The organism is Micrococcus cohnii (assembly GCF_014205175.1).
GTDB lineage: Bacteria > Actinomycetota > Actinomycetes > Actinomycetales > Micrococcaceae > Micrococcus > Micrococcus cohnii.
In genome coordinates this window covers 1,344,716-1,363,784 of record NZ_JACHNA010000001.1, presented here as the reverse complement: position 1 = coordinate 1,363,784, position 19,069 = coordinate 1,344,716, and the positions used below count along the sequence as shown (strand labels likewise).

The window sequence follows — 19,069 nt, the reverse complement described above, 5'->3', positions numbered from 1 at the left end:
GGGGCCGTGCTGGGTCCAGCTCAGGCGGCGGGGGCCTGGCGCTCCTCGACCTTCACATCCGAATCGTCGAAGAGGTTGTCGGCGCCGAATCCCTCGCTCACGCGCAGCTCGCCCCGCTCGAGGGAGACCTTCACGTCCTCGCGCAGTACGGGCAGCTTCGCGTAGAACGCGTCGCCGCAGCAGCTCGTGCGGACCAGATCACGGTGGCCGATGATCCGGGACGGCGGCAGGTCGTACTGCTGGCAGATGTACGTGCACAGGTGCAGCAGACCCTCATACATCTTCTGTGGCGGCGGGTTGACCATGTAGGTGCCCTCGCACTCGATGCCGAGCGCGTAGGCGTTGAAGCCGAGCGCGTGGACGCCGAGGATGAAACGGTCGCCCTTCTCGAGGGCGAACTTCGAGCCGTGCCGGGCCTCGAGGGCGAAGCCGCCGCGCGAGACCGTGAAGTGCTGGCCGGAGTCCCCCCAGTGCTGGTTGATGTGGCCGTTCTGGACCCGCTGGGCGATCTCGATCGCGGCCTCACGGGACCCGTCCGTCACGTTCGGGGTCGTGGTGTGGTGGATGACCAGGTAGGAGGGGCGCTCATGCAGGGTCTGCAGGTACTGCTCGGGCTCCACGGCCTCCCAATCGGCCGTGCCGATGATGTCCGGCTCCTTCACACGCGATGCCTTGTCCGCGGTGTTCGTGCCGGACTCAGGGTTCTCCTGCTCGGTGCCGCCGTCCTTCCCCCCGGTGCCCGCACACGCGGCCAGAGCCCCGGTCAGGGCGAGCCCGGTGCCGCTGAGCAGCGTCCGACGCCGCCACGGCGGCGTGGCGGCGCGGTGTTCATCCGGGTGCTCGACGTGATCGGCCATGCAGGGAGTCCTTTGCAGGTTTGAAGCGAGGGGACCGGTCGCCCGACGCGCGGGGCGTGACGGCCGGCGTCGCGGGGCGAAGCGGTCCTATCCGGCCTGCCATGCTACCGCCTGGTCCGGTGCGTGGGCGATGATGCGGCGCACGCCGGCGCTGGCAACGGGCTGGCAATGGGCTCATGGACGACTGGGAGCGCAGCGGCCGCCACGGGGCGGCCCGTGAGACGGCCGAGGCGGGGCGGCCCGTGAGGCGGCCGAGGCGGGGCCTACACTGTGGTTCATTATGAGTAGATTGTTCGGAACCGACGGCGTCCGTGGCCTGGCCAATGAGACGCTCACCGTGGAACTGTCCCTGCAGCTCGCCCAGGCCGCCGCGCCGGTGCTCGGTGCGGACGCCGTCGCCGCCGGGCGTCGTCCGACCGCCGTCGTCGCCCGCGACCCGCGCATCAGCGGCGAGTTCATCAACGCGGCCGTCCTGGCCGGCCTGGCCTCCTCCGGAGTGGACGTCTGGGACGCCGGGGTGCTTCCGACGCCGGCCGCGGCGTTCCTGGTGGCCGACCTCGACGCGGACTTCGGCGTCATGATCTCCGCCTCGCACAACCCGGCCCCGGACAACGGCATCAAGTTCCTCGCCCGCGGCGGGCAGAAGCTCACCGACGAGCAGGAGGACGAGATTCAGCGGCGGCTCGAGCACGAGGCCCCCCGGCGGCCGACCGGCGCCGACGTCGGTCGGGTGCGTCGCTTCGCGGACGCCGAGGACCGCTACGTGCTGCACCTGCTGCAGACCTTGCCGAACCGGCTCGAGGGCCTCACAGTCGTGCTCGACTGCGCTCACGGTGCGGCCTCGGGCTGCTCGCCGGACGCGTTCCGCGATGCCGGTGCCGAGGTCGTCGTCATCGGCGCCGACCCGGACGGCGTGAACATCAACGACGGCTACGGCTCGACGCATCTGGAGAACCTGCAGGCGGCCGTGCGGGAGCACCGCGCGGACTTGGGCATCGCGCACGACGGCGACGCGGACCGTTGTCTCGCCGTCGATGAGAAGGGCGAGATCGTCGACGGCGACCAGATCATGGGCATCATGGCCCTCGCGCTCAAGGAGCGTGGGGAGCTGGTGGACGACACCCTGGTCGTCACCGTGATGTCGAACCTCGGGCTCAAGCTCGCGATGCGTGAGGCCGGGGTGCGGATGGTCGAGACGAAGGTCGGCGACCGCTACGTGCTGGCCGGCATGAAGCACGGTGGCTACTCGCTGGGCGGCGAGCAGTCCGGTCACGTGATCTTCGCGGACCACGCGACCACGGGCGACGGCGTGCTCACCGGGCTGCACGTGGCCGCGCGCGTGGCAGGCACGGACACGCCGCTGTCCGAGCTGGCCACCGTCATGGACCACCTTCCGCAGGTGCTGATTAACGTCAAGGACGTCGACAAGACCCGGACCGGGGACGACCCCGAGGTCCAGGCGGCAGTGGCCGCGGTCGAGTCCCGCCTCGGGGAGTCGGGTCGTGTGCTCCTGCGTCCCTCCGGCACGGAGCCGGTGGTGCGCGTCATGGTCGAGGCGCCCGACGAGGACACGGCTCGACGCGAGGCGGAGGACCTGGCGACCATCGTCAAGCGAGAGCTGGCGCTGCACCCGTGACCGGGTCGTCGGCGGCGTGGTCCGAGGGCCCCGCCCGGCCTCCCCGCCGGTGGGGGCTGGTCGCGGTGCTCGGCGCGGTGGCCGCGGTGTTCTTCGCCGCGGCTGCCTGGGTCACGCAGCTGCCGGCCTGCGAGTCCTCCGCGCGGTCGTGGCAGCCGTGCCTGGATCGCTCGGACACCCCGCGCGAGGACAGCCCGCGGGAGAACCGCGAACGCGGCTGAGAGAGGCGCCGCCGCGCGGAGTGCGGGCGCGGTGCCGACGGGTGTGAGGACGTATGACGACGGCCCGGACATCCGAGGATGTCCGGGCCGTGCTGTGTGTACGGGTCAGAGGCGAGGGCCGGAGCTGTCGCGGCGCCCCTCAGCGAGCAGATCGCGAATCTCGGTGAGCAGGGACTGGTCCGCGGTGAGCTCCTCGGCGTCCGGGTCGATGCCCAGGCGCCGGTTGCGCCGCTCGATGAGCTTGTTCATCGGCAACACGATCGCGAAGTACACGGCCGCGGCGATCAGCAGGAAGTTGACGATCGCGGTGAGCAGCACGCCGAACTTGATGGCGTTGCCGTTGATGTCGAGGACCAGGAACTGGTCGAACGAGGGTGAGCCGACCAGCGCGGAGATGAGCGGCATGAGCACCGCGTCCACGAGGGCGTTGACGACCTGCGCGAACGCGGTGCCGATGACCACGGCAACCGCCAGGTCGACGACGTTGCCCTTCATGATGAATTCTTTGAAACCCTGAAGCATGAGTAGGACTCTAGGCCGCCGTTGCCTCGGCGCCGGCATGTTGCCGACGAGACACGCCGATCTGCGGCGGGCGTCACCTCCCACGTCCGTGACGCGGCTGAGCCGTCCGCGCGGAGGCGGAGTCGTGCTCGTGGTCCTGGCCACGGCCGGGGCGGCCATCACACCTTGCGCAGCAGCACCCGGTGCACCTGGTGTCGGGCGTCTTTCTGTAGCACCAGGCGCGCGCGCCCGCGCGTGGGCAGCACGTTCTGCTGCAGGTTCGGCCCGTTGATGCGGTCCCAGATCCCGCTGGCCGTCGTCCGTGCCTCGTCGTCGGAGAGCGTCGCGTAGCGGTGGAAATACGCCCGCGGGTCCTGGAACGCTCCGGACCGCAGGTCCATGAACCGGCTGATGTACCAGTCGCGGATCCAGTCGGTGCGGGCATCGACGTACACGGAGAAGTCGAAGAAGTCCGAGACGCTCAGCCCGGTCGTCCCGTCGGCGCGCACCCTCGGCGGAGCGAGGACATTGAGTCCCTCCACGATGAGCACGTCCGGCCGGTGGACCACCTGTTCCTCCCCGGGGACGATGTCGTAGGTCACGTGCGAGTACACCGGGGCGCGGACCTCGGGGACCCCCGACTTCACATCGGCCATGAACCGCATCAGCGCCCGTAAATCGTAGGACTCGGGGAAGCCCTTGCGGGACATGATGCCGCGCTCGGTGAGCACGGCGTTCGGGTAGAGGAATCCGTCGGTCGTGAGCAGCTCCACGCGCGGGGTCGTCGGCCAGCGCCGCAGCATCTCCCGCAGCACACGGGCGGTGGTGGATTTGCCGACCGCGACGGAGCCGGCGACGCCGATGACGAACGGGGTGCGGTGAGTGTGACCGCCGAGGAACTCGTCCGTGGCGCGACGCAGTGCGGCGGCGGCCTCCACGCGGATGCTCAGCAGGCGTGACAGGGGCAAATAGACGTCCCGGACCTCGGAGAGCGAGAGCGCGTCGCCGATGCCGCGTAGACGCTCGACGTCCTCTTCGTCGAAGGGCTGGGCCATCTCGGCGGCCAGGCGCGCCCAGGTGGGCCGGTCGAGCTCGACGAACGGGGAACCGTGGTGCATCGACGGCGTCTCGGGCTGCTTCATCCGACCCATTATGCGTGCTGCGCGAGCGGGCGCGTCGCGCGCCGCACGCACGGTAGGCTGGCGCCCATGTGTGGAATCGTTGGATACATCGGCCAGGCCTCCTCGTCGCGTGAGCACTCTGCGCTCGACGTCCTGATGGAGGGGCTGCGTCGTTTGGAGTACCGAGGCTATGACTCCGCCGGCATCGCCGTGGCGGCCGACGGTGAGCTCTACCATCGCAAGAAGGCGGGCAAGCTGGCGAACCTCGCCGAGGAGCTCGAGGGCTCCCCGGTGCCGGCCGCGCAGGTGGGCATCGGCCACACTCGCTGGGCCACCCACGGCGGACCGACGGACCAGAACGCGCACCCGCACCTGGCCGACGAGGGCCGTCTGGCGATGATCCACAACGGCATCATCGAGAACTACGCCCAGATCAAGGAGGAGATGCTGGCCGCGGGCCACACCTTCCTCTCCGAGACCGACACCGAGGTCGCCGCCACGCTGCTGGGGCACATCTACCGGCACGAGGGCGAGCAGGACCTGACGAAGTCCATGCAGTTGGCCTCGCAGCGCTTCGAAGGCGCCTTCACCCTGCTGGCGATCCACGTCGACTCGCCGGACCGCGTCGTCGCCTCGCGCCGCAACTCCCCGCTGGTCGTCGGCGTCGGCGAGGGCGAGAACTTCCTGGGCTCCGACGTCTCCGGCTTCATCGACTTCACCAGGAAGGCGATCGAGCTCGACCAGGACCAGGTCGTCACGATCACGGCAGACAGCATCGAGATCACTGACTTCCAGGGCAACTCGGCCCAGGGCAAGGAGTTCACGGTGGACTGGGACGCGTCGGCGGCCGAGAAGGGCGGCTACGACACGTTCATGGAGAAGGAGATCCACGACCAGCCCCAGGCCGTCGCGGACACCCTGCTCGGCCGCACCGACGCGACCGGCCGCCTGATCCTCGACGAGCTGCGCATCGAGCCGGAGGAGCTGCTCAACGTGCGCAAGATCATCGTCCTGGCCTGCGGCACCTCCGCGTACGCGGGCATGGTGGCCAAGTACGCGATCGAGCACTGGTGCCGTATCCCGGTCGAGGTCGAGCTGTCCCACGAGTTCCGCTACCGCGACCCGATCATCGACCCCACGACCATGATCGTCTCCATCTCCCAGTCCGGTGAGACCATGGACACCCTGATGGCGGTGCGCTACGCCAAGGAGCAGGGTGCCCGCACCGTGTCGATCTGCAACACCAACGGCTCGACCATCCCGCGCGAGTCCGACGCCGTGCTGTACACGCACGCCGGCCCGGAGATCGCCGTGGCCTCGACCAAGGCGTTCCTCGCGCAGATCACCGCCGCCTATCTGCTCGGCCTGTACCTGGCACAGCTGAACAAGCAGCTGTTCAGCGAGCAGATCAAGGACATCCTCGCGGACCTGGCCGACATCCCGGCGAAGATCCAGGACATCCTGGACCGCGGCGACCAGATCAAGCAGCTGGCCCGCTCCATGAAGGACGCCGACTCCGTGCTGTTCCTGGGCCGCAACGTCGGTTACCCGGTGGCCATGGAGGGTGCGCTCAAGCTCAAGGAGCTCGCCTACATCCACGCCGAGGGCTTCGCGGCCGGCGAGCTCAAGCACGGCCCGATCGCGCTGATCGACGACGGTCAGCCGGTGTTCGTCGTGATGCCCTCGCCGATGGACCGGCACTCGCTGCACGCGAAGGTCGTCTCCAACATTCAGGAGGTCCGTGCCCGCGGCGCTCGCACCATGGTGGTCGCCGAGCGTGGCGACGAGGCCGTGTCGGCCTACGCCGAGGACGTGTTCGAGGTGCCCGAGACCCAGCCGATGCTCATGCCGCTGCTGACCACCGTCCCGCTGCAGATCTACGCGCTGGAACTGTCCACCGCGAAGGGCTACGACGTGGACCAGCCGCGCAACCTGGCCAAGTCGGTCACCGTCGAGTGATCCGCCCGGTCGGCCCTGACGGGCTCGGCCGACGACGACGGGCCGCTCCCCGCCTCAGCGGGGAGCGGCCCTTTTCGCGTCAGGACGGCGACGCGCTAACACCGCGGCTGGTCACGGCCGTGTCACGCGGGGGCGCTCGCCGCCCCGGCCGGGAGGCCGGTTCTCAGTCGCCCACCGTGCGCACCCGGGGCTCGATGTGCTGTCCTAGCCCCACGGTGTGCACCCCCGCGGCGTCCCATGCGGTGCGGTCGAGCACATTGCGGCCGTCGATCATCCGCGGGGTGCGCATCAGCTCGGCGACGCGTGCCGGGTCCAGTTCCCGGAACTCGGGCCACTCGGTGAGCAGGATCGCCAGGTCCGCGTCCCGCAGCGCCTGCTCGGCCGAGCCGACGTAGTCCAGCCGCGGGAAGCGTGCGGCCGCGTTCGCGTTGGCCTGCGGGTCGAACACCGCGGTGGCCGCGCCGGTGCAGAACAGCCGGTTGGCCACGTCGAGGGCGGGGGAGTCACGCACGTCGTCCGAGTGCGGCTTGAACGCGGCGCCGAGGATCGCGATCCGCGTGCCCTGAAGGATCTGTGTGCGGGTCGTGTGCGTCCGCCCGTCGTCGTCCCGGTCCTCGGCCAGCAGCTGCGCGGCCAGGTCCACCACCCGATCGCGGCGGCGCAGATTGATCTCGTCCATGTTGTTCAGGAACTGCATCGTGCGGTTCAGCCCGAGCTCCGAGACGCGGGCCTGCAAGGCACGGATGTCCTTGGGCAGGCAACCGCCGCCGAATCCCACGCCCGCGTTGAGAAAGCGGCGGCCGATCCGCGAGTCGTGGCCGAGCGCGTCGGCCAGGGTGCGGATATCGCCGCCGACGGTCTCCGTGATCTCCGAGAACGCGTTGATGAAGCTGATCTTCGTCGCCAGGAACGCGTTCGCGGCGACCTTGACCAGCTCCGCGGTCTGGAAGTCCGTGGCGATCCACGGGGTGTCCTGTTCGAGCGGGGCCGCATACACCTCGCGCAGCAGCTGCTCGGCGTGCGCCGACTCCACACCCACGATGAGCCGGTCCGGCGAGATGGTGTCCTTCACCGCGTAGCCCTCACGCAGGAACTCCGGGTTCCACGCCAGCTCCACGCGACCAGGCAGGCCGTTCTCGGTGCGGCGGGCGGCGATCGCCTCGCGCAGTCGGGCGGCGGTGCCCACCGGGACGGTCGACTTGCCGACGATCAGTGCGTCCCGGGTGATCGCCTCGGCCAGGGACATCGCTGCCGCGTCGACGAAACGCATGTCCGCCGCGTTCTCACCGTCCTTCTGCGGTGTGCCGACACCGATGAAATGCACGTCGGCCCAGCCACCGACCTCCGCGTAGTCCGTGGTGAACCGCAGACGGCCGCTGTCGACGTGCTTCACGAGCAGCTCCGGCAGCCCGGGCTCGTGGAACGGGACCTCGCCGCGGGCCAGGCGCTGGATCTTGGCGGGGTCGACGTCGACACCGATCACCTCGAAGCCGAGCTCGGCCATGCACGCGGCGTGGGTGGCCCCCAGGTATCCGGTGCCGATGACGGAGATGCGCATGTGCGAGGATCACTCACCCTTCCTGGACGCAGGCGCCGGTCAGGCCGGCGCGTCGGACACTCGGGACGCTAAGGGTCCAAGGTGTCCTGGAGTTGGCCTGCTGACGAACCCCGGGCGGCGCACTGGCTCCGCATCGTCGGCACGCCCCGGCGCGGCGCCCGGGCATCTCGAGCCGCCGTTCCGGCGACGCGCCGCGTGCATCCAGCTGCCCTCACTACGATGGTCGGGTATCCGGCCTCCGCGAGACCGCCCCGCGAGCGGCCCCGGCGGCCCGCCCCTCGAGAACCCGGAGACACATGCGCACCCTGGACACCGGCATGCCGTACCCGCTCGGCGCCACCGTCGACGAGCACGGCACCAACTTCGCCGTGAGCACCGGCCGGGAAGCCGAGGCCGTGTACCTGTGCCTCATCGACGAGCACGGAGGCGAGGAACGGATCGAACTGACCGAGCGTCACGGTTCGACCTGGCACGTCCATGTCGCCGGGGTGGGCGCCGGGCAGCGCTACGGGTTCCGCGTCGACGGGCCGTGGGCGCCGCAGAGCGGGCTGTGGTTCAACCCGCACAAACTGCTCGCGGACCCCTACGCGAAGGCGTTCACGGGCACCCATCAGTGGGGGCAGGCCCATCATGCCTACTCGTTCGAGGACGAGAACGTCCGGGACGAGACGGACAACCTCGGCCTGACCATGCTCTCCGTGGTCCAGTCGGACGAGTTCGACTGGGGCGAGGACGCGCCGCCGGCCACCGAGCTCACGGACACGATCGTCTACGAGACCCACGTCAAGGGCATGACCGCCACGCACCCGGAGGTGCCCGAGCACCTGCGGGGCACGTACGCCGGGCTGGCGCACCCCGCGGTCGTCGAGCACCTCACTCGACTGGGCGTCACCGCGGTCGAGCTCATGCCCGTCCACCAGTTCGTCGACGACGCGACGCTGCAGGACAAGGGCCTGCACAACTACTGGGGCTACAACACCCTCGGCTACCTGGCCCCGCACGCCGCGTATGCATCGGACGGCGAGATCGGCGGACAGGTCCGCGAGTTCAAGCAGATGGTGAAGGACCTGCACGCCGCCGGGCTCGAGGTGATCCTCGACGTCGTCTACAACCACACCGCGGAGGGCAACCACCTCGGCCCCATGCTCTCGCTGCGCGGCCTGGATAACGCCGGCTACTACCACCTCATGGAGGACGACGAGCGGCACTACATGGACTACACGGGCACGGGGAACTCGGTGAACCTGTCCAGCCCGAAGTCGCTGCAGCTGGTGATGGACTCCCTGCGGTATTGGGTGACCGAGATGCACGTCGACGGGTTCCGCTTCGACCTGGCCACCACGCTCACCCGCGTCGAGGGAGAGCAGGGCCCGGACATGCTCTCGAGCTTCTTCGACGTCGTCCGCCAGGATCCCGTGATGCGCACCGTGAAACTGATCGCCGAACCGTGGGACGTCGGCTGGGGCGGCTATCAGGTGGGCAACTTTCCGGGCCTGTGGTCCGAGTGGAACGGCATGTACCGGGACACGGTGCGCGACTTCTGGCGCGGAGAACCCGGGACCCTCGGCGAGTTCGCCACCCGCATCACCGGGTCGGCGGACCTGTACGAGGGCGACGGGCGCACCCCCGGCGCCTCGGTCAACTTCGTCACCGCCCACGACGGGTTCACCCTCGCCGATCTGGTCTCCTACAACGAGAAGCACAACGAGGCCAACGGTGAGGACGGTCGCGACGGCGACTCCCACAACCGCTCGTGGAACTGCGGGGCCGAAGGACCGACCGACGATCCGGCGATCCGTGCGCTGCGCGGACGGCAGCAGCGCAACTTCCTCGCCACGCTCATGGTGTCCCAGGGTGTGCCGATGATCAGCCACGGAGACGAGCTCGGGCGCACGCAGCAGGGCAACAACAACACCTACTGCCAGGACAACGAGCTGGCCTGGATCGACTGGGCGAACCTCGACGAGGACCTGCTGGACTTCACCGCCCGGCTCATCCGGCTGCGCCGTGAGCACACCGTGTTCCGCCGCCGCAGGCACTTCGATGGCCGCCCCGCCGCACGCGACGTCGAGGCGCCGCTGCCGGACATCGTCTGGCTCGAACCCGATGCGACCGCCAAGACCGAGGAGGACTGGGGCGCCGAGGCCCGCTCGATCGCGTTCTACCTCAACGGGAACGCACAGCCCGAGGCCGCGGCGGACCCGGAGGGCGCCGACCGGGATTTCTACGTGCTCATGAACGCCTGGTGGGAGTCCGTGCCCTACACGCTGCCCGGACCGTTCTTCCCCGGCCGCTGGGAGATCGTCGTCGACACCTCGGCCGACCTGGCCGCCACACAGGCCCCGCACGCGGGGGAGCGGCCCGTCGTGGAGGCCGGCCAGGTGCTGGACCTGCCGCCCCGCTCGACCGTGATTCTGAGGCAGGTGTGAGCGCTTGAAACGGCCAGGGCGCAGCCCGGTCACGCCGCGCGTCGCCGATCCGGTGCCCGGCTGGAAGCCGGGCGGGCAAGCGCGCCATGCACGCAGCGCGACCCCGCGCCGGGTGGGGGCCCTGGAACGTCGACCGAGGGCGCGGTGGGGACTGCGGGTCGCAAGTGTGTGCTGCGGACTCGTCCTCGGCGCGGTGCTGGCGACGCTGCTGCCCGTCGTGAGCGATGACGACGCGCGGGTCGATGCCCTGCTGGTGCTCGCGACGAAACCAGGGGCGCGCAAGGAGGCGGTCGAGCTCGCCCGTGCTGGTCGCGCGGACATGCTGATCGTCTCGGACTCGTCCACCTTCGCGGAATCAGCTGCACGTGCGGAGGAGGAGGGGACAGAGCTTCCTGACGGCCCGTATACGGATCTCTGTGGACGTCCGCCATCGGATGTGGCCGTCGTGTGTTTTGAGCCGGTACCGGCGACGACCCTTGGAGAGGTGCAGGCGGGCACGCACGTAGCCCGCCGGCACGGAGTCGAGTCTCTCGGGGTTCTGACCTTTCGGCAGCACATGGTGCGTGCACAGCTGCTGACGCGTCAGCACTGGGACGGGCCGCGGGCCTGGTTCATGTACGCGACAGACCAGACCGTGCGGGCCGAGCTGTACGACACGGTGTACGCGGTGGCCGCTTATCCCAAGCTGATCGCTGATCTGCTGATGCCCGAGCGCGGAACGCCGTCTGATCCGGAGACGGGTTCGTGGCTTGACGGTGTACAGCGAATGGTTCATCGCGCGATCTTCGCGGGCGCTCGTGGGTAGGCTGGCCTCCATGTCCGAGCGCATCGCCGTCATCAGTCCGCTGTTCCCGCCCGGAGTCCGCGGCGGGGGGCCTATCCGCACGCTCGCGGCCATGGTCGCTTCGGCCCCGGCGACCGTTGACCTGCAGGTGTTCACGAAGAGCCGGGACCACGGCGCCGCCGAGGACATGGTCGACGTCGTGAACACGCCGACCGACTACCACGGCGTGCCCGTCCTGTACGCCCAGGTGCATCGCCCGGCCGGGGTGGCCGCGCTGTTGCGTGGGCTGCGCGAGTACCGCCCTGACGCCCTCTACCTGAACTCCTACTGGAGTCTTTTCTACAGCCAGGCGGTCATGGCGTTGCGGCGAGTCGGCGTCTTCGGACGGGTCAAGGCTGTCGTCGCCCCGCGGGGAGAATTCGCCCGCGAGGCCCTTGACCATCACGGGGCGCGCAAGAAGGTATTGCGGGCGGTCAATCGGCTGACGGGCATGTATGCGGACGTCACGTGGCATGCCAGCAGCGAGCGCGAGGCCGCGGACATCCGCGCCTACATCGGCGGTGATGCGCGGATCGTCGTGCACGAGAACGACAGCCTGCTTCCGGAGCGGGCGTCCGAGCCCGTCGCGGCAGCCGGTGGCACCGGGCTGCGCGCCGTTTTCGTCGGGCGTCTGCTCGAACACAAGGGGGCGTTGTTGGCGGCTCAGGCCGTCGCCGCCGTGGGCGAGGGGGTGAGCCTGGACGTCTACGGGCCTGAAGAGGACGCCGAGTACGTCTGCCGGCTGGAACAGGTGGCCTCCGAGAGCGGGGGCCGCGTGCGTCTGCACGGCATGCTGGCGTCCGACGAGGTCCGGGACCGGCTGACCGAGTACGACGCCCTGCTGATGCCCACGCGGAGCGAGAACTTCGGTCATGTCATCGCCGAGGCCCTCTCCGCGTCGGTGCCTGTCGTCGTCCCCGACGTCACCCCGTGGACGGAGCTCCTGCGCGAGCACAGCGCGGGTGTGATCATCGACCGTTCGGTCGACGGCCTCGGGGAGGCACTGCGCGTCCTCTCCGGGTCCGGGGAGCACCGTCTCGCCTCGCGGCGGCGAGCCGCCGAGGCGTTCAACGCCTGGCGTGCGGAGACCTTGCATCGGCCCCACGTGCTCACCGTGCTGCGCGAACGTGGTGCGCTCGGCGGTCAGACGTCCGGCCCCGGACCCGTGGCCGAACCGCAGCCGTCCTCCCGACCGGTCGGAGCGTGATCGTCGGGATCGGCGTCGACGTCGTCGACGTGGAGCGGTTCGCCGCACAGCTGGACCGGACGCCCCGGCTGCGCGACCGGCTGTTCGCCCCGGTCGAGCGTGGCCTGCCGCTGCGCTCGCTCGCTGCCCGGTTCGCCGCCAAGGAGGCCGTCGCGAAGGCGCTCGCGGCCCCGTCCGGGATGCACTGGCACGACTGCGTCATCCCGCGGCCCGAGCACGGCGACGCCGTACCGGTACCGCAGTTGACCGGCACGGTCGCCGCCCGCGCCGACGCCCTGGGCATCACCCACTGGCACCTCTCGCTCAGCCACGACGGGCCGATGGCGCTCGCCTATGCGATCGGGGAGCGGCGGGCATGACCGACCGGCTCGACGGGACCTGCCTGCTCGAGGATGACGGGCCGCCACAGTGAGAGGATGACCCGTGTGAACGAGCTTCCCTTCGAGCGGGCCGCCGTGATCGACCTCGCGGCCGTCCGCCACAACGTCCGGTCGCTGCTCGACCGTCTCCAGCCGTCCGAGCCGGACGCACAGACCCCGCGTCCCCGACTCATGGCCGTCGTCAAGGCCGACGCCTACGGGCACGGCGCCGAGCCGGTCGCGCGCGCCGCTCTGGCCGCCGGGGCCGACCGGCTCGGCGTTGCGCACGTGCGCGAGGCCCTCGAGCTGAGGCAGGCCGGCCTCACGGCCCCGATCCTGGCCTGGCTGCACACGCCCGACACGCCCTTCGCCGAGGCCATCGCCGCCGACGTGACGCTCGGCGTCTCCGGGTGGGACCTGGACGCCGTGGCCGGGGCCGTCCGCGCGCTCCGTGACGCCGGCGACGGGCAGGCCCGCGCTCGCGTGCACCTCAAGCTGGACACCGGACTCGGCCGTCACGGCTGCATGCCGGCGGACCGACCGGCGTTCTGTGCCCGTGCCGCTGAGCTTGAGCAGGCAGGGCTCGTCGAGGTCGACGGCGTGTTCTCACACCTCGGGGTCGCCGATGACCCCGAGCGCGCCGCCGAGACCGAGGCACAACGGGAGGAGTTCCTCCGCGGGGTCGACGACGCGGAACGAGCGCTGGGCCACGGCCTGATCCGTCACCTGGCGAACACCCCGGCGACGCTGTCCCGACCGGACACGCACCTGGACATGGTGCGGGTGGGCCTCGGCCTCTACGGGTTGAGCCCCTTCGAGGGCGTTCCGGCCGCCCGGTTTGGCCTGCGGCCCGTGATGTCCCTGCGCACGTCCCTCGCGAACGTCAAGCGCGTCCCGGCCGGGCAGGGCGTCTCCTACGGGTTTCGGCACCGCACCCAGGCGGCCACCGTCCTCGGGCTGGTCCCGGTGGGCTACGCGGACGGGGTGCCGCGCCTCGCGGACGACGCGCCGCTGCACGTGGCCGGTCGGTCCTGCACGGTGGCCGGCCGCATCGCGATGGACCAGTTCGTCGTCGACCTCGGGCCTGATGCCTCCGAGGCACCCGGCGCGCCCGTCGAGCTGTTCGGCCCCGAGTCCGGGATCACGGCCGACGCGTGGGCCGCCGCGGCCGGCACCATCAATTACGAGCTGGTGACCCGCATCGGCGCGCGGGTGCCGCGCGTGCACGTCGATACGGAGGCCGGCGGCGGGAACGACGCGGTCGACGGGCACGGCTCGGCAGCGTCGCCGGTGCGTGAAGTGCGGTTCCAGCTCGACGGCGTCGAGCAGACCCAGGCGTTCGCCGGCCGGCTCGCCGGCCTGCTGCGCGCCGGGGACGTGCTCGTGCTGACCGGCGACCTGGGTGCCGGCAAGACGACCTTCACGCAGGGACTGGGCCGGGGGCTGGGCGTGCGCGAAGGGATCATCTCGCCCACGTTCGTCCTCTCGCGCATTCACCCGTCGCTGGAGGGAGGGCCGGATCTGGTGCACGTGGACGCCTACCGTCTCGGCTCGGCTGAGGAGTTGCTGGACACGGGACTGGAGGACACGGTCGCCGGGTCCGTCACGGTGGTCGAGTGGGGACACGGCATGGCAGAGCGACTGGCTGGGCATCCCGAGGACCCCCGGGCGTCGTGGCTGGATCTGCACCTGACCCGGTCCAGCGGAGGGAAGGGAGACCAGGACGAGGGCCCGCACGGCGGGGACGGACTGGTCTTCGACTTCTCGGACGAGGACGGTGCCACCACCGATGAGACGCGCACCGCGGTGCTGCGCGCCTACGGGCCCCGGTGGGCGCAGGAACCGCTCGACGACCTCGTGGTCGAGCGCCGGGGCTCCTGAGGCCTCATTAGACTGACCGGCATGTCTGTGCTGCTCGCCCTCGACACCTCCGCCACCGCCTCCGTCGCCCTCGTCGTGGACGGTGAGACCCGCGCGGAATGGACGACGGAGTCGACGACCGCCCACGCGGAGGTCCTCGCGCCTGCCGTGCGGAGCGTGGTGGCCGAGGCCGAGCTGCGCGGGGAGGACCTGGACGGCATCGCGGTGGGCGTCGGCCCCGGCCCGTTCACCGGTCTGCGCGTCGGACTCGCCACCGCGGCCGCCCTCGGCTTCGCGTGGGACGTGCCGGTGCACGGTGTCTGCAGCCTCGACGCTCTGGCGCACCGCGCCGCGCGCCACGCCTTCGAGGCGGCCGAGGAGGAGTTCGTCGTGGCCATCGACGCGCGGCGACGCGAGGTCTACTGGAGTCACTACGCCCAGGTCGGCGGCCAGCCGACGCCCCTTCACGGGCCGTTCGTCACGCCCCCCGACGATGTCACCCCGCTGCCCGCCTACGGGGCCGGGGCGGGCCTGTATCCGCAGGCGCTGCACGCCGTGACCGGGTGGCAGGACGCCACTCCAGATGCGGCGAGCCTGGGCGCAGTCGCGGAGCTGGCGCTGCGCCGCGGACGTGGCCTGCGCCCCGTGGAGCCGCTGTACCTGCGCGAGTCCGACGCGAAGGTGCCGGGCCCGCGGAAGAGAGCGGGCGGCCGGTGACGGAGCGTCCCGGCGCCGGTGAGGAGCACGACGACGTCGGACCGACCGGCATCCTGATTCGCCCCATGACCCCGTGGGATGTTCCGGAGGTCCTCGAGCTCGAGGCGCAACTGTTCCCGCAGGACGCCTGGCCGGCGCACTTCTACCATGAGGAGCTGGCGCAGGCCGGCCCGCACGGGGCCCGGGACGCGCACGGACGCCCGAGCACCCGCGACTACCGCGTCGTCGTCCGCGACGAATCGGCGACCGCCGACGGTCTGCGGCCGGGGGCGATCGTCGGCTATGGCGGCATCATGGTCGTCGGTGAGATCGCCGATGTGCAGACGATCGGCACGGCGCCGACGTCCCAGGGGAGGGGCCTCGGCGCGCTGCAGCTGCGGTGGATGCTGCAGGAAGCGGTCGTTCGTGGTGCTGAGGCGCTCATGCTCGAGGTGCGTGCCTCGAACGCGCCCGCTCAGCGGCTCTACACCCGGCACGGGTTCGAACGCGTGCACCTCAGGCGGGGATACTACCCCGGTGGTGAGGATGCGTGGGTCATGCGGCGGGGGCTATCCTAAATCTCTAGGGATTGAAGGGAATCCTGCTGTATCCTACGACAGATCTATTTTCGACCCCTTCCCCCCCGTGGTTATAAGGAAAATGTGGTGACCGATAAGTCAATTCGCAGCCAGCGGTCGCGCGCGGACCGCCTTTCCCCGTACGGCGAAAGTTTTTATCGACAAGATATTCAGGGAATCCGTGCGATTAGTGCACTTATGATCATGGTGTACCACATCTGGATTAACGGAGTCTCGGGTGGGGTTGATGTTTTCTTTGTCATTTCCGGGTTCTTGGTGAGCACTACGCTCCTCCGGCAGATGACGAAGGAAGGGAAGATTCTTCCACTTCGATTTTGGTCGGGGCTAATTGTGAGGATATTCCCTGCAGCATATCTGATTATATTGGTGACTGCGATTCTCACACTCGTATTCGTACCCGCGCCACTCTGGAAGTTCGCGACGAATGAATTTCTTGCGTCTGCATTGCATGTTGAGAATCTTGAATTGATGCGCAGCGGTGCTAGCTATTTGGATCGTGAGGCGCCGCCGAGTCAGTATCAACAGTTTTGGGCACTTTCCATTCAGATTCAATTTTATATTCTATTGCCGATACTTATCGCTGCACTTGGTGCGATCATTAAGCGGTTAAGACTCGTCTGGTTGGCTGTGGCGGTTGTTATCGCTGTGGCAGTGACATCACTGATTTTTTCGGCCTACTACACAGGAGTTAACCCGGCTGCGGCTTACTTCCACCCGGCCGCGCGCGCGTGGGAGTTTCTGTTCGGGGTTGCCCTGGCGTTCATCTATCCGTATCTGCCAACGTTGTCCAGTCGTGAAGCTCGGATGACAGTGAGCGTGTTGAGCTTCGCCGCTCTGACTGCTCTTCTCGGTGGCGGCCTAGTCTTCGGATCAAGTTTGGACTTTCCAGGGGTGGTGGCATTAGTTCCTGTGGGGGCTGCCTTGGTGTTGTTGGTGGGCCCAAAGCTGGTTGGTTCGAGTGGATCGATCACTCGGTTCCTTGGGTGGCAGCCGCTGGCATATTTTGGCGGTTTCTCTTTTAGTATCTACCTTTGGCATTGGCCATTTTTGGTCTTCACTCAGCATCTCGTTGGACGGACGCATCTTGCCTGGTGGGAAGGCAGTATTGTGATTGGGTCCGCAATATGTGCTGCCGTTCTGACGAAGATTTTTGTTGAAGATCCAATGCTTCGTCGCAAGCGTCATGCAAGTCGTCAGATCGGTCGCATGACGGTAGCGATCGTGTCAGTGGCCGTAATGGTCGCGGTAGTTGCTGCGGGGGTACGTCAGGGGGCGAGTGTGATAGCGGATCGACACTTCCAGCCGCGTCCGGCGCGTGTTGTGGACGCACCTTTGGAGGAGGCCCGGCCGGCTGGTCTTGGAATCCTTTCCTGGGCGAGCGTTGACTATGATCGGCCGAGGGGGATTGAGGAATGTCTCGACACAAGGTGTGTAGGAGGCGACCTGAGTGCTGAAAAGTTGATAGTCATTGTTGGTGCGTCACATAGCGCTCAATACTTTGATGTTCTTGACCTGGCCGGACAGTCAATGGGCTTCAAGGTTGTTACTCGACTCCGAGACCCTGATTATGAGTCAATTGTTGCGCAGGAAAATCCGGATGTCATTTTTGATGTCGGAACGAGGACGCAGCCTGCTGGTAAAGACGCCACCGAGAAGATTGATAATTCAAGTGATCGCTTAGAGAAGTGGCAGAATGTGGCGCGTTCCGGTGTGGATGTATTACTAATTCGCGATAATCCACGTTTTCCGGATTTTCAGAATGCATGCCTCTGGAAAAACCGTCAGGATGTCGACGTTTGCGCGCTTGCCCGCCACGAAGCAGTTGCTAATGAGAATCCATTGGAAAGGTTCGAGGGGGTCGATCACATCAACCCTGTTGACCTGACGGATCTGTGGTGTACTGATCGTATGTGCCCAGCGATGGCTGGTGACACTTTCACTTTCTATGACCGTCACCATCTCTCAAGGACCAGACTTGAGGAACAGCGGGAGAACATCGTGGACGAGATTCAGAAGCAAGCACCCGGTGTCCTGGACTCATGACGGTTAGAGGTGTGACGTTCGCTCTGTCTTCGCCTGTGGTCCTCGGCATCGAGTCCTCATGCGATGAGACCGGCGTCGGCGTGGTGCAGGGGACGCGACTGCTCGCCCACGAGGTGGCCTCCTCCGTGGAGGAGCACGTTCGCTTCGGCGGCGTGATCCCTGAGATCGCCGCACGTGCGCACGTGCAGGCCCTGGTCCCCACGGTGCGCCGTGCCCTCGACGCCGCCGGGGTGCGTCTGCGGGACCTCGACGCGATCGCCGTGACCGCCGGACCGGGCCTGGCCGGAGCTTTGATGGTGGGCGTGGCCGGGGCCAAGGCCCTGGCCCTGGCCGCCGAGAAGCCGCTCTACGGTATCAATCACCTGGTCGCCCACGTCGGGGTGGGCCTGCTTGACGGGGTGAGACCCGGCGGCTGGGACGAATTGCCCTCGAACCTGGGTGCCCTCCTCGTCTCCGGGGGCCATACCGAGGTCCTTCGCATCGACGACATCTCACGCTCCGTCCGCCTGCTCGGATCGACGATCGACGACGCGGCGGGCGAGGCTTACGACAAAGTTGCCCGGCTGATCGGCGCCGGCTATCCCGGCGGTCCCGTGATCGACCGCATGGCTGCCGACGGGGACCGGGCTGCCTTCCGTTTCCCTCGCGGCCTGAGCGCCGGCAAATTCGTCGGCTCGGCGGAGGAGCCCGGGCCCCATCGGCACGACTGGTCGTTCTCCGGGCTCAAGACCGCGGTCTCCCGCGCCGTCGAGCAGTTTGAGGCCCGGGATCTTCAGGTGCCGCGGGAAGACATCGCTGCGTCGTTCCAGGAGGCCGTCGCCGACGTCGTGACGTCCAAGGCTGTGCGAGCCTGCCAGGAGAACGGGATCGAGCACCTGCTGCTGGGCGGAGGGGTCGCGGCGAATTCGAGGCTGCGCTCGCTGCTGGCGGCACGGTGCGCCTCGGCGGGCATCGAGCTGGTGGTGCCGCCGGTGAACCTCTGCACGGACAACGGCGCCATGGTGGCCGCGCTCGGGGCGCGACTGGTCGCCGATGGGGTCGAGCCCTCCGGCGGGGGATTCGGCGTCGACCCGGGCCTCGATGTCGCCCGCGTGTCGCTGGCGGACGTCTGAGCCCACGCAGGGGCTCGGTCCTCGACGTGCTGAGCGAGGGCTGTGAAAATGATCGCAACCGGGACGTCTCGCATGTTTTGCACCACAA

The 19,069-nt window shown here is 68.7% G+C and carries 16 protein-coding genes; 12 read left to right on the top strand and 4 right to left on the bottom strand.

What is annotated here, in order from left to right; all coding sequences use genetic code 11:
• Positions 1–20 precede the first annotated feature (20 nt).
• Positions 21–857: a peptidoglycan recognition protein family protein gene (locus HDA30_RS06130; RefSeq protein WP_184241417.1), complete on the bottom strand. Its 837-nt coding sequence runs from the start codon at positions 855–857 to the stop codon at positions 21–23.
• Positions 858–1,137: 280 nt separating this feature from the next.
• Between HDA30_RS06130 and glmM the strand changes: the two genes are divergently transcribed.
• Positions 1,138–2,493: a phosphoglucosamine mutase gene (gene glmM, locus HDA30_RS06125; protein ID WP_184241416.1), complete on the top strand. Its 1,356-nt coding sequence runs from the start codon at positions 1,138–1,140 to the stop codon at positions 2,491–2,493.
• Entirely contained in the window at positions 2,490–2,714 is a 225-nt protein-coding gene (locus HDA30_RS06120; protein ID WP_158496595.1) for a hypothetical protein, read from the top strand. Before glmM ends, HDA30_RS06120 begins: the two co-directional genes overlap by 4 nt.
• A gap of 105 nt (positions 2,715–2,819) precedes the next feature.
• Here HDA30_RS06120 and mscL read toward each other — a convergent pair whose 3' ends face one another.
• Positions 2,820–3,236, bottom strand: coding sequence for a large conductance mechanosensitive channel protein MscL (gene mscL / locus HDA30_RS06115; protein WP_184241415.1), 417 nt, complete (start codon positions 3,234–3,236; stop codon positions 2,820–2,822).
• A 158-nt stretch (positions 3,237–3,394) separates the two neighbouring features.
• Positions 3,395–4,366 (bottom strand): type I pantothenate kinase, encoded by a 972-nt coding sequence (gene coaA, locus HDA30_RS06110; RefSeq protein WP_158496597.1) that lies wholly within the window; start codon positions 4,364–4,366, stop codon positions 3,395–3,397.
• Positions 4,367–4,423: 57 nt separating this feature from the next.
• Here coaA and glmS point away from each other — a divergent pair, with 57 nt between their 5' ends.
• Positions 4,424–6,295, top strand: a complete 1,872-nt coding sequence (glmS, locus tag HDA30_RS06105; RefSeq protein ID WP_184241414.1) for a glutamine--fructose-6-phosphate transaminase (isomerizing) — start codon at positions 4,424–4,426, stop codon at positions 6,293–6,295.
• A gap of 163 nt (positions 6,296–6,458) precedes the next feature.
• Here glmS and HDA30_RS06100 read toward each other — a convergent pair whose 3' ends face one another.
• Positions 6,459–7,853 (bottom strand): UDP-glucose dehydrogenase family protein, encoded by a 1,395-nt coding sequence (locus tag HDA30_RS06100; RefSeq protein WP_184241413.1) that lies wholly within the window; start codon positions 7,851–7,853, stop codon positions 6,459–6,461.
• A gap of 296 nt (positions 7,854–8,149) precedes the next feature.
• Here HDA30_RS06100 and glgX point away from each other — a divergent pair, with 296 nt between their 5' ends.
• The 9 genes from glgX (at position 8,150) to tsaD (ending at position 18,981) form a co-directional block, all read left to right on the top strand.
• The gene (gene glgX / locus HDA30_RS06095) at positions 8,150–10,282 is read left to right on the top strand and encodes a glycogen debranching protein GlgX (RefSeq protein WP_184241412.1); all 2,133 of its coding nucleotides are present in this window, start codon (positions 8,150–8,152) and stop codon (positions 10,280–10,282) included.
• A 193-nt stretch (positions 10,283–10,475) separates the two neighbouring features.
• A complete protein-coding gene (locus HDA30_RS06090; RefSeq protein ID WP_158496601.1) occupies positions 10,476–11,087 on the top strand; it encodes a YdcF family protein in 612 nt (203 codons plus the stop codon).
• Positions 11,088–11,097: 10 nt separating this feature from the next.
• Complete coding sequence (locus tag HDA30_RS10745; protein WP_184241411.1) at positions 11,098–12,312, top strand: glycosyltransferase family 4 protein; 1,215 nt, start codon at positions 11,098–11,100, stop codon at positions 12,310–12,312.
• A complete protein-coding gene (locus HDA30_RS10510) occupies positions 12,309–12,671 on the top strand; it encodes a holo-ACP synthase (protein WP_158496603.1) in 363 nt (120 codons plus the stop codon). Before HDA30_RS10745 ends, HDA30_RS10510 begins: the two co-directional genes overlap by 4 nt.
• A 57-nt stretch (positions 12,672–12,728) precedes the next feature.
• Positions 12,729–14,552, top strand: coding sequence for an alanine racemase (alr, locus tag HDA30_RS06075; RefSeq protein ID WP_184241410.1), 1,824 nt, complete (start codon positions 12,729–12,731; stop codon positions 14,550–14,552).
• A gap of 21 nt (positions 14,553–14,573) precedes the next feature.
• A complete protein-coding gene (gene tsaB / locus HDA30_RS06070; RefSeq protein ID WP_184241409.1) occupies positions 14,574–15,248 on the top strand; it encodes a tRNA (adenosine(37)-N6)-threonylcarbamoyltransferase complex dimerization subunit type 1 TsaB in 675 nt (224 codons plus the stop codon).
• Positions 15,245–15,805, top strand: a complete 561-nt coding sequence (locus tag HDA30_RS06065) for a GNAT family N-acetyltransferase (RefSeq protein WP_343059315.1) — start codon at positions 15,245–15,247, stop codon at positions 15,803–15,805. Before tsaB ends, HDA30_RS06065 begins: the two co-directional genes overlap by 4 nt.
• An 87-nt stretch (positions 15,806–15,892) precedes the next feature.
• Entirely contained in the window at positions 15,893–17,869 is a 1,977-nt protein-coding gene (locus HDA30_RS10740) for an acyltransferase family protein (protein ID WP_184241408.1), read from the top strand.
• Positions 17,866–18,981, top strand: a complete 1,116-nt coding sequence (tsaD, locus tag HDA30_RS06055) for a tRNA (adenosine(37)-N6)-threonylcarbamoyltransferase complex transferase subunit TsaD (protein ID WP_184241407.1) — start codon at positions 17,866–17,868, stop codon at positions 18,979–18,981. Before HDA30_RS10740 ends, tsaD begins: the two co-directional genes overlap by 4 nt.
• Positions 18,982–19,069: the final 88 nt, after the last annotated feature.

What these genes read in the sequence shown, in the direction of transcription:
- HDA30_RS06130 (WP_184241417.1), bottom strand. Translation starts at nt 857, where the DNA reads ATGGCCGATCACGTCGAGCACCCGGATGAACACCGCGCCGCCACGCCG.
- glmM (WP_184241416.1), top strand. Translation starts at nt 1,138, where the DNA reads ATGAGTAGATTGTTCGGAACCGACGGCGTCCGTGGCCTGGCCAATGAG.
- mscL (WP_184241415.1), bottom strand. Translation starts at nt 3,236, where the DNA reads ATGCTTCAGGGTTTCAAAGAATTCATCATGAAGGGCAACGTCGTCGAC.
- coaA (WP_158496597.1), bottom strand. Translation starts at nt 4,366, where the DNA reads ATGGGTCGGATGAAGCAGCCCGAGACGCCGTCGATGCACCACGGTTCC.
- glmS (WP_184241414.1), top strand. Translation starts at nt 4,424, where the DNA reads ATGTGTGGAATCGTTGGATACATCGGCCAGGCCTCCTCGTCGCGTGAG.
- HDA30_RS06100 (WP_184241413.1), bottom strand. Translation starts at nt 7,853, where the DNA reads ATGCGCATCTCCGTCATCGGCACCGGATACCTGGGGGCCACCCACGCC.
- glgX (WP_184241412.1), top strand. Translation starts at nt 8,150, where the DNA reads ATGCGCACCCTGGACACCGGCATGCCGTACCCGCTCGGCGCCACCGTC.
- HDA30_RS10745 (WP_184241411.1), top strand. Translation starts at nt 11,098, where the DNA reads ATGTCCGAGCGCATCGCCGTCATCAGTCCGCTGTTCCCGCCCGGAGTC.
- alr (WP_184241410.1), top strand. Translation starts at nt 12,729, where the DNA reads ATGACCCGTGTGAACGAGCTTCCCTTCGAGCGGGCCGCCGTGATCGAC.
- tsaB (WP_184241409.1), top strand. Translation starts at nt 14,574, where the DNA reads ATGTCTGTGCTGCTCGCCCTCGACACCTCCGCCACCGCCTCCGTCGCC.
- tsaD (WP_184241407.1), top strand. Translation starts at nt 17,866, where the DNA reads ATGACGGTTAGAGGTGTGACGTTCGCTCTGTCTTCGCCTGTGGTCCTC.